Annotated in this window: 13 protein-coding genes; 2 read left to right on the top strand and 11 right to left on the bottom strand. The window is 65.7% G+C overall.

Features of this window, described 5'->3' with window-relative positions; all coding sequences use genetic code 11:
• Positions 1 to 16: 16 nt before the first annotated feature.
• Positions 17 to 355 carry a hypothetical protein gene (locus BLQ71_RS06330; RefSeq protein WP_074621117.1) on the bottom strand — a complete coding sequence of 113 codons (339 nt, stop codon included), beginning with the start codon at positions 353 to 355 and terminating at the stop codon, positions 17 to 19.
• Positions 356 to 414: 59 nt separating this feature from the next.
• Positions 415 to 1,290, bottom strand: coding sequence for a 4-hydroxy-tetrahydrodipicolinate synthase (dapA, locus tag BLQ71_RS06335; protein ID WP_074621118.1), 876 nt, complete (start codon positions 1,288 to 1,290; stop codon positions 415 to 417).
• A 145-nt stretch (positions 1,291 to 1,435) separates the two neighbouring features.
• Here dapA and BLQ71_RS06340 point away from each other — a divergent pair, with 145 nt between their 5' ends.
• On the top strand, positions 1,436 to 3,388 hold the full coding sequence (locus BLQ71_RS06340) for a lytic transglycosylase domain-containing protein (RefSeq protein WP_069209254.1): 1,953 nt from the start codon (positions 1,436 to 1,438) through the stop codon (positions 3,386 to 3,388).
• A gap of 103 nt (positions 3,389 to 3,491) precedes the next feature.
• Here the strand turns inward: BLQ71_RS06340 and BLQ71_RS06345 are convergent, their stop codons facing one another.
• Both BLQ71_RS06345 and mnmC2 read right to left on the bottom strand, forming a co-directional pair.
• On the bottom strand, positions 3,492 to 4,361 hold the full coding sequence (locus BLQ71_RS06345; protein ID WP_043136146.1) for a DMT family transporter: 870 nt from the start codon (positions 4,359 to 4,361) through the stop codon (positions 3,492 to 3,494).
• Positions 4,362 to 4,413: 52 nt separating this feature from the next.
• Entirely contained in the window at positions 4,414 to 5,088 is a 675-nt protein-coding gene (gene mnmC2, locus BLQ71_RS06350) for a tRNA (5-methylaminomethyl-2-thiouridine)(34)-methyltransferase MnmC2 (protein ID WP_074621119.1), read from the bottom strand.
• A gap of 48 nt (positions 5,089 to 5,136) precedes the next feature.
• Between mnmC2 and BLQ71_RS06355 the strand changes: the two genes are divergently transcribed.
• Positions 5,137 to 6,177: an NAD(P)/FAD-dependent oxidoreductase gene (locus BLQ71_RS06355; protein ID WP_074621120.1), complete on the top strand. Its 1,041-nt coding sequence runs from the start codon at positions 5,137 to 5,139 to the stop codon at positions 6,175 to 6,177.
• 5 nt (positions 6,178 to 6,182) lie between these two features.
• On the opposite strand, the gene BLQ71_RS06360 is transcribed toward BLQ71_RS06355, so the two are convergent.
• The 7 genes from BLQ71_RS06360 to ubiA form a co-directional block, all read right to left on the bottom strand.
• Positions 6,183 to 6,386: a hypothetical protein gene (locus BLQ71_RS06360; RefSeq protein ID WP_069209251.1), complete on the bottom strand. Its 204-nt coding sequence runs from the start codon at positions 6,384 to 6,386 to the stop codon at positions 6,183 to 6,185.
• A 205-nt stretch (positions 6,387 to 6,591) separates the two neighbouring features.
• Positions 6,592 to 7,077: a hypothetical protein gene (locus BLQ71_RS06365; protein WP_074621121.1), complete on the bottom strand. Its 486-nt coding sequence runs from the start codon at positions 7,075 to 7,077 to the stop codon at positions 6,592 to 6,594.
• 90 nt (positions 7,078 to 7,167) lie between these two features.
• Positions 7,168 to 7,611 (bottom strand): MaoC family dehydratase, encoded by a 444-nt coding sequence (locus BLQ71_RS06370; protein WP_043136158.1) that lies wholly within the window; start codon positions 7,609 to 7,611, stop codon positions 7,168 to 7,170.
• A gap of 104 nt (positions 7,612 to 7,715) precedes the next feature.
• On the bottom strand, positions 7,716 to 8,588 hold the full coding sequence (locus BLQ71_RS06375; RefSeq protein ID WP_074621122.1) for a TIGR01459 family HAD-type hydrolase: 873 nt from the start codon (positions 8,586 to 8,588) through the stop codon (positions 7,716 to 7,718).
• A gap of 86 nt (positions 8,589 to 8,674) precedes the next feature.
• Complete coding sequence (locus tag BLQ71_RS06380; protein WP_043136725.1) at positions 8,675 to 9,004, bottom strand: hypothetical protein; 330 nt, start codon at positions 9,002 to 9,004, stop codon at positions 8,675 to 8,677.
• Positions 8,997 to 11,003, bottom strand: coding sequence for an OmpA family protein (locus BLQ71_RS06385; protein WP_083342168.1), 2,007 nt, complete (start codon positions 11,001 to 11,003; stop codon positions 8,997 to 8,999). The genes BLQ71_RS06380 and BLQ71_RS06385 overlap by 8 nt, the downstream gene beginning before the upstream one ends.
• 59 nt (positions 11,004 to 11,062) lie before the next feature.
• Entirely contained in the window at positions 11,063 to 12,028 is a 966-nt protein-coding gene (gene ubiA, locus BLQ71_RS06390; protein ID WP_074621123.1) for a 4-hydroxybenzoate octaprenyltransferase, read from the bottom strand.

The raw sequence follows: 12,028 nt of genomic DNA on the forward strand, positions 1-12,028 counted from the left end.
GTCAATCGGGGCGGGATTATTTCTCGCCCGATCGCATCTGTTCAAGACGGGCTTTGAGAACCTCCGCAAAATCGCCGTCTTGGGGTAGGAACAAAAACCAACGAAAAAATCTCGTGTCGTAAATCTTAACAATTCTTGGCTCCAGCACAGGAGGGCGCCCGGCCCGAACGTCAAGCATCAGGAATAACGGAGAAAATGTTGGAAAAATAATCCGAAACATCAAGATCCAACTTGCGTACCCAAGGGACAAACTGCTCATGACCGCAATCAAATCCGATCGGACGCCGAAGGCATATTCAAGCCCGAGAAACATTCCGAAGAACACAATGAAGCCCGCCACTCCTGCCAGGATCATGCGTTTCCTGGCGCGGAGCGAGTGAGGGCCAAGCAGAATGTGCTTCGCCCCCACCCAGGTCAATTCATCAGGCCCGCGTGGCGCAGGGCGCTGTCCACCTTGGCGCGTGTCCCTTCGGTCAACGGCACCAGCGGCAGGCGGACCTCGTCGGAACAGAGCCCCAGCCGCGACATGGCGTATTTCGCGCCGCAGAGGCCCGGCTCTGTAAAGATCGCCTGGTGCAGCGGCATCAGCCGGTCCTGGATTTCCAGCGCCTTGCCGTAGTCACCGGCCAGGCAGGCCTCTTGCAGTTCGGCGCAGAGGCGGGGCGCCGCGTTCGCGGTCACCGAAATGCAGCCGATCCCGCCCTGGGCGTTGAACCCGTGCGCGGTGGCATCCTCGCCCGAGATCTGCAGGAAGTCCTGGCCGCAGGTGATGCGCTGCTGGCAGACGCGGGCCAGGTCGCCGGTGGCATCCTTGACGCCGACGATGCGCGGCAGCTTGGCCAGTTCGCCCATCGTGTCCGGCGACATGTCCACGACCGAACGGCCGGGAATGTTGTAGATGATGATCGGGATGTCGGCGCAGTCGTGCACTGCCTTGAAATGCGCGATCAGCCCCGCTTGGGTCGGCTTGTTGTAATAGGGCGTCACCACCAGCGCGCCATCGGCGCCGACCTTGGCGGCATATTCGGTAAAGCGGATCGCCTCGTCGGTGTTGTTCGACCCGGCCCCGGCGATCACCGGGATGCGTCCCGCGACCGCCTCGACCACGCAGGCGATGACCTCTTCGTGTTCACGGTGCGTCAGCGTCGGGCTTTCTCCGGTCGTGCCCACGGGAACCAGCCCGTGCGAGCCTTCCTCGATGTGCCATTCGACCAGCTTCTTGAGCATGTCGAAATCCACGGCGCCGTCCTTGAACGGCGTGACCAGGGCAGGCATTGAACCTTTGAACATGACACGCTCCTTTCATTTTTCCGGCCCGGTGCGACTTGCGGTGGAAACCCGCCGACCCCGCGACTATGTGAGTTGCACGAGTCCGCCCCGGACGTATCCTTTGCAAGAAGCGTCTATTCCTTTTCATCACGGAAAAAGCAAGTCGATGTCACGTCTCCTTGCCTTGTTGTTGCTGTTCGTCACCGCCCTGCCGGCATTTGCGCAGGAGCGCGGAGCCTCTTTGGCCAAGGCCATGCAATCCATGCGCGAGGGCAACTGGGCGGCGGCCCGAATCGCGGCGCGCGGCGACGGGCAGGCGGCGGTGGACGTGATCCTCTGGCACGCGCTTCGGGCGGGGCGGGGCGATGCGCGCGAAGTTCAGGACTTCCTGTCGCGTCACCCGGATTGGCCGGGCCTGCCCTACCTGCGCGAGAAATCCGAACCTGCCATGTCCGAGGCCTCGCTGGACGAGATCCGGGCCTTCTTTGCCGACGCGCTGCCGCAGACCGGCAGCGGCGCCTTGTCCCTGGCCAAGGCGCATATGGCGCAAGGCAACGAGGGCGCGGCCCAGGCTGACATCGTTCTGGCCTGGCGCACGCTGTCGATGACCTCGGACGAACGACGCGCCTTTCTGACCACCTGGGGCGAGATCCTGCGCGACCATCACGAGGCCCGCCTTGACATGGCGCTGTGGCAGGGGTGGAGCCGCGATGCCGGCCAGATGATGGGTCTTGTCGACGAGGGCTGGCAGGCGCTGGCGCAGGCGCGCCTGGCGCTGCGATCTTCTGCGCCGGGCGTGGATACGCTGATCGCCAAGGTCCCCGAGGAATTGGCCGATCACCCGGGCCTGGCCTACGAGCGGTTCCTGTGGCGGGTGCGCAAGCGACGCACCGAAGACGCCATCGAATTGTTGCGTGCGCAGTCGGTCAGCCCGGCGGGGCTGGGCGAGCCTTGGGCTTGGGCGCCCGAGCGGATCGACCTGGCCCGCGAGCGGATGCGCGCAGGCGCCTATGCCGAAGCCTACGAGATCGCCGCCCGGCACTGGCTGGTCGAAGGCACCGAATTTGCCGAGCTGGAATGGATCGCGGGCTTTATCGCGCTGCGGTTCCTCGACCGGGCCGACCTGGCCGTGATGCACTTCGAGAATTTCCGCGAGGGGGTCTGGACGCCGATTTCCGTCGGACGCGGGGGCTATTGGCTGGGCCGTGCCTACGAGGCGGCGGGCGAGGCCGAGAAGGCGAAAGAGGCCTATGCGATCGGGGCCGAGTACCAGACGTCATTCTACGGCTTGCTGGCTGCGGAGCGCGCGGGCCTGCCACCGGACCCGACCCTGGCGGGCAACGAGGCCTTTCCGGACTGGCGCCAGGCCGACTTTACCAAGTCCAGCGTCTTTGAGGCGGCGGTGCTTTTGCTGGCCGCAGGAGAGACCAACCTGGGAGAGCGTTTCCTGACACACCTCGCCGAGTCGCTGGACCGCGAAGGCATGGGCCGCATGGGTATGATGCTGATGGAGATGAACCGGCCGCATATCCAGGTCATGCTGGGCAAGCGTGCGGCACAGTTCGGCATCCAGTTGCCGGGCCCCTACTACGCACTGGATCCGCAGGTGACCGAAGGCGAATACCCCGTACCCAAGGAGTTGGTGCTCTCCATCGCGCGGCGCGAGTCCGAGTTCGACCCGGGGGTGATTTCCGGGGCCGGTGCGCGCGGTTACATGCAGCTGATGCCCGGTACGGCCAAGCTGGTCTCGGGCCAGCTGGGGCTGGAGTACGACCTTGACCGCCTGCTGACCGATCCGGGCTACAACGCCAAGCTGGGCTCGCGCTACCTGGCCGGGCTGTCGGAGCGGTTCGACGGCAACGCGGTGATGATGGCGGCGGGTTACAACGCGGGGCCGGGGCGGCCGATCGGCTGGATGGAACGCTTTGGCGATCCCCGCAAAGGCGACATCGACATCATCGACTGGATCGAGATGATCCCCTTCGACGAGACCCGCAACTACGTCATGCGCGTCACCGAGAGCCTGCCGGTCTACCGCGCGCGGCTGGGCAAGCCGCCGCACCCGGTGCCCTTCAGCCAGGAACTTGTGGGCGGCACGCTGAAGGCGGTGCTGGACTGACAGGTGCGGCGGGGGCAGGGGGCGCTGCCCCCTCTGGACCTGCGGTCCATTCACTCCTGAGGTATTTGGAGCCCAAAGAAACACGGCGGGTGCCTTGGGGTCTTCAACCCTCTTTCTGACGTGCGCGCCACAGGGTAAAGAGCCCGGCCGCCACGATCATCCCGGCACCGAAGACCACGTTCCAGCGCAGCGTCTCGCCAAAGACGACCAGCCCCAGGGTGCTGGCAAAGACCAGTTGCAGGTAGGCAAAGGGCTGAACCGCGCTGGCCTCGGCCACCTCGTAGACGCGGATCATCAGGTAGTGTCCTGCCGCGCCGGTCAGGCACAGGAGGCCCATCCAGGCCCAGTCCGGTCCGGTCATCGGCACCCAGAACCAGCCCCCGATCGCCGTGGCCACGACGACGCCGGACACGCCGGTGTAAAAGAACGAGGTGGCGGAACTGTCCCCCCGTGCCACGTAGCGCGTCAGCAATGCGTATAGGGCGAACATCAGCGCCGCCAGCAACGGGATGGCGGCATAGGGTGAAAATACTCCGCCCGAGGGCTGCAGGATGATGATGACCCCGACAAAGCCCACCGCGATGGCCGTCCAGCGGCGCCAGCCGACGTGTTCGCCCAGCACCGGGCCGGACAGCGCGGCCACAAGCAGCGGATAGGCGGCAAAGACAGCGTGGCTTTCGACCAGACCGAGGAAGACGAAGGCCAAGACCATCACGTTGATCTCAACCACCAGGAGCGCACCGCGAAAGACCTGAAGCCAGGGAAAGGCGCTTTGCGCCGCCGCGCGCAGGCCCCCCGCCTTGCGGCCCGCCACCGTCAACACGAAGGCGGCGAAGAACCAGTAACGGATCATCACCACCATCATGACGTTGTATTCCCCCGCCAGGTGGCGCGAAATGCCGTCCTGCAGGGCAAAGACGAAGGTGGTGGCCACCATGAGCCAGATGCCGAGGCGCGTGTTCTGCTGAGCCATTGCGATATGTCCGGGGTCGCGCCGTCGCGTGGCATGGCCCCGTCGCGCGGGGTCAGCCGGGGACCGGCGGTTTTAGGGCTGTCGTCATGTGACGTTTCCGGCCATATCCCGCCACGCGTGTGACCTCAAGCCCCGCTGCCGCAAGGGCGCGGCGGACGTGGCCGGCTGCCGTGTAGGTCGCCGCTGTGGCGCCGGGGGGCATGTGCCGGGCGACCTCTGCCAGCAGATCCGCGTCCCAAAGCTCGGGGTTCTTGGCCGGCGAGAACCCGTCGAGGAACCAGGCATCGGCCAGACCGTCCCAGAGCGGCAGGGTTTCACGCGCATCGCCTTGGATCATCTCGAAGTGCAGGTCGGGCAGGTCAAAACGCGCCTGTCCCCAGTGCGGCGCCAGCGCGCCGGCAAGATCTGCGATCTCCGGGAACCTTGCCTGTGCGCGTGTCATTTCGGCGGGCGACAGGGGGAAGGCCTCGAAGGTGGTGAAATGCAGGACGCCGGTTTGACCGGAGGCGCGCCAGAGCCGCAGCGCGGCCAGAAGGTTCAGCCCGGTGCCAAACCCCAGCTCCGCGATCCGGAACCCGTCGCGGAACCGGTCCGGCAGGCCGTTGCCCGACAGGAAGACATGCGCGGTTTCGGCCAGCCCGTTTTCCAGGCTGTAATAGGGATCGTCGAAACGGGTCGAGACCGGGATCTCGTCCCGCCAGTCCAGATCGCTGCTCTGGTCGGGCATGGCATTCTTCCTTATCAACGGGCCGAGTTCTGACGAGGAGGGCAGGCAATGGCAAGCGTCGAGGTAACGGTGCGCGGGGCGGGGATCTTCGGCCTGTCGGTGGCCTGGGCCTGCACGCGGCGGGGCGCGAAGGTGCGCGTCGTCGACCCCTATGGCCCGGGGGCCGGGTCGTCGGGCGGGATCGTCGGTGCGCTGGCGCCGCATGTGCCCGAGAACTGGAACGAGAAGAAGGCCTTTCAGCTCGACAGCCTGCTGATGGCAGAAGGGTTCTGGGCGAGGGTCGGGGAAACCGGCGGCGTCAGTCCCGGCTATACCCGCACCGGCCGGTTGCAGCCGCTTGCGGATGAAGCCGCCATCGCCCTGGCCCGGACCCGTGCCGAGGGGGCCGAGGCGCTTTGGCAGGGCAGGGCGCATTGGGAGGTGATCCCGGCCGAGGGGCTGTCCGGTCTGTCACCGCAGACCCCTTCGGGCATGCTGATCCGTGATACCCTGACGGCCCGCATGTGTCCGCGCCGCGCCTGCGCCGCACTGGTGGCGGCGCTGGAAGTGTCCGGCGTCGAGATCGTGACCGAGGCGCCGGAAGCGGGGGCCGTGGTCTGGGCGACGGGCTGGAGGGGCCTTCACGACCTGACCGAGGCGCTGGGCCGCAAGGTCGGAGACGGGGTGAAAGGGCAGGCGGTGCTCCTTCGCTACGCGGCACAGGACGATCCGCAGTTGTTCGTCGATGGGCTGCACATCGTCCCGCATGCGGATGGGACCGTGGCCATCGGCTCGACCTCGGAGCGTGACTTTGACGATCCGCTGTCGGTGGACGATCAGTGCCAGGCGCTGGTCGATCGGGCCTATGTGGCGGTGCCTGCCCTGCATGGCGCCGCCGTGCTGGAGCGTTGGGCCGGGGTCCGCCCGCGCGCCCGCTCTCGGGCGCCCCTTCTGGGGGCCTGGCCGGGACGTGCTGGGCATTTCGTGGCCAACGGCGGGTTCAAGATCGGTTTTGGCATGGCGCCCAAGGTGGGCGAGGTCATGGCTGACCTGATGCTGGAGGGGCGCGATGCTATCCCGGCAGGTTTCGGTTTCGACGCCCTGCGCTGAGGATGTCAGGCGTCTGCCTGGCGCGGATCGTGGATGCGGCACTTCCAGCTGTGCAGGCGCCAGCCCGGGTGGCTGTTCGTCCATTTTGCTAGCTCGGCCTGTCCGTGCAGCATGCAGGCCATCAGGCTGACGTCCTGGAAAAGGAAGTGCCGTTCTTCGCAGTGACCGCGGTCAAGGAGCAGGCAGGTGACAAAGACTAGTTCTATCATGAATGGACCTCCGCTGAAATATGGCGTCGATCCTACGGTTTGGCCCCGGGGGCATGTCCTGAAGAAGTTCTGAATAATATCTGAAAGTTGCCGCGTCCGCGGCTTCCGTGCCCGCTAGGGTTAAGGGGACACCAAAAGGTACGCGCGACCGTCGAGGGACGTGCGTGCTATGCGGACGGGACCGGGCGAAGAGCGGCCCTGCGGGTCAACGGACCCAGCCCTCGCCCGGCAACCAGCGATAGCCAGCGCGGGACTTGCCGTCCGACAAACCCGTTCCGAACCCGAAGGTCACCGTATCCGGATCGCATTCCAGCCGGGCGAGGTCCTTTCCGTCCTTGGAGACGGTCACGCCGCCAAAGCGTTGCGACGTTTCGGTGTCGCCGACCTGCCGTTCGACCCCGGCGAAGACGGTATAGCGGTATTCTTCGTTGCGAAAACTGGCCTCTTCCCAGATGTCCCGTCCGACACCCGGCCAGGGCTGGTAGTCGAGCATGGCATAGGGTTCGAACAGCTCCATCTCAGGGCGCCCAGCAGGGCCAAAGCGATAGACGGCGGCATCCTGTTCCGCGCAGACCTCGAGGATCTTCGTTGACCCCGCGATACGACACTGGACAAAGGTGGCGTCTGAGGTGGAACAGTCGGCGGCAACCGGCCCGGCGGCGAGGAGAAACAGGGAAAGACAGCGTATCATGAAAGCCCTCGGGAAAATGAATCGTGCCGGACCATAGGTCCGGCACGCGGGGCGCTCAAGACGCGTTCTGATGGCCCGAGGGCCGCCCGATCAGTCGAACTTGCGCGACGGCGCCAACACCTTGGCCTCGCCGATCAGCACCTTCTTGCCATCGACCGAGCAATGGGTTTCCAGCGTCACGCGGCGCTTGGCGTGGTCGATGTCGATCACCTTGACCTCTGCATAGACCATGTCGCCGGGGCGGACGGGGCCGAGGAATTTCAGTGTCTGGCCCATGTAGACCGTGCCGTGACCCGGTAGCTGCTCGCCGATGACCGCAGAGATCAGGCCGGCGGTCAGCATCCCGTGGGCGATGCGCCCTTCGAAGATCGTGTCCTGGGCATAGTCGTCATCCAGGTGCACCGGGTTCCGGTCGGTCGAGACCTCGGCGAACATCTCGATGTCCTGATCCGTCACCTGTTTGCGCAGGTAGCGGGTCATCCCCATTTCGATGTCTTCGATGCAGATCGTGCCGCGGGGCATATTGTCCAACATCCGGCCCTCCATGTGCAAACCGTGCGGTAATAAATGCGCGGGTTGTCCGCGCTTTCGGTAATTTTATTACTTTGCGGTTGCAGCAAAGGCAAGCAAAATCTGCCTCATCGGAGCGTTCCAATGGTGAAGATTGGATTGATCATTTCCTTTTCGGTATAGGCCTTTAGCGCGTCTGGGTCGGGTTGCTGCGTCGTTTTGGTCTCTGCCCGCGCCAATCCGCCGCTGATGAAGAGGGAATCGATATCCTCGCCCATCGCCCCGTCGATGTCGGTATGCGCGCCGTCGCCGATGGCCAGGATGCCCGCGTCCGGTACACCCTTGCGGTGTTCGGCAAGGCGGCGGCGGGCCAGGTCGTAGATCGGCGGATGCGGTTTGCCGAAATACAGGCTCTCTCCGCCCATCTCGGTATAAAGTTTCGCCAGCGCGCCCGCACACCATTCCCGCCGCTCGCCCCGGTCGACGACGATGTCGGGATTGGCGCAGAGCAGCTTGATGCCCTTCTGCTTGGCATAGAGGAACTGCGGGCGGTTCACCTCGGGGTCGGCGTGGGGGTCGAAGGGACCGCAGCAGATGATGCCCTCGGCTTCGTCCAGTTCGACCCGCTCGATCTCGACCGGGTCCTCGATGATCTTGAGCGGTTCAAAGAAGGAATGGTCAAAGGCCTGCCCCATGAACCAGACCTTGCGCCCGACGGCGCCGCGGAACATCGCGGCCCGGGCGCTGTCGCCGGAGGTGGCAATGTCGTCCCAGGCATCCTGAGGCACGCCGAAACGGTCCAGTTGCTTGGCGACCTCGTGACGTGAGCGAGGGGCGTTGGTCACGAGGATCACGCAGCCGCCGCGCTGGCGGTAGCCCTGCAGCGCCTCGACGGCCGAGGGGATCGCCTGCACGCCGTTGTGCACGCAACCCCAGAGATCGACGAAGAGCGCGTCGTAACGGTCGGAGATTTCGGAAAGGGCGGTGATGATCTGGGTCATGTCGGCGGGTCCTCGTCGCGCGATTGTCGACCCGCTCATCCCATATACCGACCGCTCTGGAAAGGGCCGGGGCCCTCAGGCCCGTTTCAGGCCTGCTGGTTCATCCGCTCGACGTGGGCGCGCATTTCCTCGGCGTCCGAACGCGCCTCGCGCAGGCCCTCCATCGCCGCCGACAGCTCGGCCTCGGTCTGGGCCAGCTGGTTGGTCAGCTCGGCCTCGCGCTGTTGCAGGTAAGTGATGGCCTGGTCGCGCGTTTCCTCGGCCTCGTGCAGTTCCTGGCTCATCTTTTCCAGCTGGTCCATGTCGGCCTGGCTGACGCGCTTGAACCGATGCACCAGCCAATGGGCGAACCAGCCCAGCAGGAAGGCAACGAAGAGGATCGCTGCGGTCGTCACGATGAATTCGGTCCTATTCATCCCCAGTTCCTCTGCCCTTTGGCGGCCTGATCCTGCCCAGTTCCGGATCCGGTTGCGCCTCTGCCGGTGCACCGGGTTCGATTGCGGGGGGCGCGTCCACCGTTTCCGGGTCGGCGTCTGCCGCAACAGGATCTGCATCCGCGGCCGGGTCCGAATCGCCCGGTTCCGCCCCTTCTTCACCCTCTTCCGGTTCGGGTTTCAAGAGCTTGAATTCGATCCGGCGGTTGGCCTCGCGGCCCTCCTCGGTGCCATTGTCGGCAATCGGGATCGTCTCGCCATAGCCTTTGGCGGTGTAGGACCGCGTGGGAACCCGCCGCGCGCGCAGCGCGTCCAGAACCGCCTGGGCGCGGTCGCGGCTCAGCTCCTGGTTCATGATCTCGCGGCCCTGGCTGTCGGTGTGACCACCGATCTCCAGCGCGATGTCGCCACATTGCTTCAGCAGGTCGGCCAGTTCGTCCATGATGTCCTCGGCCGAGGCATCCAGCCGGGCAGAGCCGGGTTCGAAGGTGATTTTCCGGTCGCCGATGATCTCGACGATCATCGCTTCGCATTCCTCGGGCGTGGGCAGGCCGGCAACCGGGTCCAGCGCCTCGACGTATTCCACGTCGATCTCGAAGGCCGCGGCTTCACCCAGCTTGGCCACCAGCAAATCCGCGATCTGGGCGCTGGCCTCCGTGTTGCCGGTCTTGCCGGTGACGGTCACAAGGTCGGGTGTCACCGTGACCGCGCCATGCGACAACAGCGCCAAAGCGTCGAGACCGGCGAGAACCCGCACCGTCCAGTCCCCGGGCACGCCCTCTGTGACGCGGGCCGCGGTGTAGACAGCCTCGGAGCTGAAAAGCGCCCGGGCAAAACTGTCCGCCGTGGCGCGGGCCTGTTCCGTGCCCAGCCGCCCGCGCAGCTGCACGGCCCCCTCGGGGCTGAGCGTGGCCACGAAATCCGGTGCGCCCTCGGGTTCCGCCTCGGGTGTCTTGGGCAGGTCGGCGGTCAGGGCAAAGAGATCGGGCAGCGCGGCATCCAGCTCGCCGACAACCCGGTCGAACCGCGCCTGGTTGGTGCCTTCCAGCGCCACCAGAGACACGTCCGCATTCGAAAAGGTCAGCGTGCCGCCACCCAGTTCCGCCAGCTTGGCAATGCCGATTTCCACCGCGTCCGCCCAGCGGCGCGACGGCACGCCCAGACCCAACCGGCAGCTTGCCTTGCCTTCGAGGCCGGCCTGGGCGGCTGCCCGCAGGATACGGTCGCGACCGGTCTCGGTATCGGCGGAGCAGGCGTCGAACCGTGCGCCGTCCGCGTCGATGGCAAAGCGCAGCGTGAATGGAGAGATGACCGGGCGCGGGGCCGAGAAATCCAACGCCAGGCGCAGGTCCTGAGGCTTGCGCCGGGACAGTGCGGTTTCCAGCCGGCTGCGGGCCTCGGGGCTTTCGGTCATGGCCTTGATCGCCACCTGGTCGGCGGCGACGGAAATCTTGGAGCGGGGCAGGTCCTTGAGGGCGGCAGAGGCAAATCCCAGCGCGTCGGCCCAGCCGTCGGGTTCCGGGAAATCGGCGGTTTCCAGAAGGTCCATCACCTGACCGTCGCCTGAAAGGCTGCGAAAACCCTCGATCAGTGCATCGCGGTCGGTGGAGGCCGGGACCAGTCCGATCACGGATATCCCGGCGTCGTTGCGCAGGATCTCGACCGAGAAACTGGGTGGTGCGATTGCCTCGGGCTCTTCGACCAGCATCTGGTCGATCACCCGGCTGGCATCGACGACGCGGCCCGCCGCGCTCAGCGCCTGAAAGCGTGCCGCTTCGTCCGGGGCGGTGCCGAAAAGAAAGACCTGAAGGCCGTTGGTGTCGACCTCGGCCCAGGTCAGACCGTCCGAATCCAGTTCGGACAGGACGCCGGTCAGCGAGGCGCGTTCCACGGCGTTGCCGGCGAAATTTGCGGTCACGAGGCTGAGCACGCCCGCCGCGGCGAATATGCCACCAGTGATGACTAACGAGGAGAGGCGCATGGGCGCTGGGTTTTCCTTGTTTTTTCAGAACTGATACGCAAGCCCGTCGGGGGGTGCAATCAGGCGATCAGGGCGATGGCGAAAAACAGCACAGGCAACAGCCCGGCGTCCCGGTTGGATCGGAACAGGCTCAGCAACCGGTCGTGATCGTCCATCTTCAGGCGCCGCAATTGCCAGACCATGTGCCAGCCCATTGCCCAGGGGCCGCCGATCATCAGGATCAGGGCCAGCAGGTTGCCGTCCGGCGCTGCCGCCACGATGGCCAGTCCCATAAGCACGACGGTTGCGACCAGGAACCGGCGCAGCCATTTCGGGGTATCATCGCCAAACAGGCGGGCGGTGGATTTCACCCCGATCAGCGCGTCGTCTTCCTTGTCCTGGTGGGCGTAGATGGTGTCATAGAACAGCGTCCACGCCATTCCGGCCAGGTACAGCAGTACCGCGGGCAGTTCCAAACGCCCGCTGTGGGCGGTCCAGGCCAGCAGGGCGCCCCAGTTGAAGGCGATGCCCAGGAAGATCTGCGGCCACCATGTGAACCGCTTGGCAAAGGGATAGACTGCGACGGGCAAGAGGCTCAGAACTCCCAGCGCGATGGCCGCGGGCGGAAAGGTGATGAGGATGCAGAAGGCGACCAGGGACTGGATGACCGCCCAGGCGAGGGCCTGTTTCGTCGTCACCTGCCCCGAGGGAATCGGGCGCGAGGCCGTCCGGGCCACCGACCCGTCGATGCCGCGGTCGGTGATGTCGTTCCAGGTGCAGCCCGCCCCGCGCATCAGCACCGCCCCGATCCCGCAGCCCGCAAAGATCCAAAGGTCGAACCAGTAGGCCTGCCCGTTGTTGACCATCGACAGCAGCAGTCCCCACCAGCAGGGCAGCAACAGCAGCCATGTCCCGATGGGCCGGTCCGCGCGGCTCAATCGCAGGTAAGGCCGCGTCCACTGCGGCGCCCAGCTGTCGACCCAGTTGCCGCGCACTGCGTCGCGGACCTGTCCTTCGGCCTCTGGTCTCTGATGCGTCCCGGACAT

The organism is Antarctobacter albus (assembly GCF_900101505.1).
Classification (GTDB): domain Bacteria; phylum Pseudomonadota; class Alphaproteobacteria; order Rhodobacterales; family Rhodobacteraceae; genus Antarctobacter; species Antarctobacter albus.

Bases quoted from the DNA above. Each gene is read 5' to 3' on its own strand.
- BLQ71_RS06355 (WP_074621120.1), top strand. From the start codon at position 5,137: ATGGCAAGCGTCGAGGTAACGGTGCGCGGGGCGGGGATCTTCGGCCTG.
- BLQ71_RS06365 (WP_074621121.1), bottom strand. From the start codon at position 7,077: ATGATACGCTGTCTTTCCCTGTTTCTCCTCGCCGCCGGGCCGGTTGCC.
- BLQ71_RS06375 (WP_074621122.1), bottom strand. From the start codon at position 8,588: ATGACCCAGATCATCACCGCCCTTTCCGAAATCTCCGACCGTTACGAC.
- BLQ71_RS06360 (WP_069209251.1), bottom strand. From the start codon at position 6,386: ATGATAGAACTAGTCTTTGTCACCTGCCTGCTCCTTGACCGCGGTCAC.
- mnmC2 (WP_074621119.1), bottom strand. From the start codon at position 5,088: ATGCCCGACCAGAGCAGCGATCTGGACTGGCGGGACGAGATCCCGGTC.
- ubiA (WP_074621123.1), bottom strand. From the start codon at position 12,028: ATGTCCGGGACGCATCAGAGACCAGAGGCCGAAGGACAGGTCCGCGAC.
- BLQ71_RS06340 (WP_069209254.1), top strand. From the start codon at position 1,436: ATGTCACGTCTCCTTGCCTTGTTGTTGCTGTTCGTCACCGCCCTGCCG.
- BLQ71_RS06345 (WP_043136146.1), bottom strand. From the start codon at position 4,361: ATGGCTCAGCAGAACACGCGCCTCGGCATCTGGCTCATGGTGGCCACC.
- BLQ71_RS06330 (WP_074621117.1), bottom strand. From the start codon at position 355: ATGATCCTGGCAGGAGTGGCGGGCTTCATTGTGTTCTTCGGAATGTTT.
- dapA (WP_074621118.1), bottom strand. From the start codon at position 1,290: ATGTTCAAAGGTTCAATGCCTGCCCTGGTCACGCCGTTCAAGGACGGC.
- BLQ71_RS06370 (WP_043136158.1), bottom strand. From the start codon at position 7,611: ATGTTGGACAATATGCCCCGCGGCACGATCTGCATCGAAGACATCGAA.
- BLQ71_RS06380 (WP_043136725.1), bottom strand. From the start codon at position 9,004: ATGAATAGGACCGAATTCATCGTGACGACCGCAGCGATCCTCTTCGTT.
- BLQ71_RS06385 (WP_083342168.1), bottom strand. From the start codon at position 11,003: ATGCGCCTCTCCTCGTTAGTCATCACTGGTGGCATATTCGCCGCGGCG.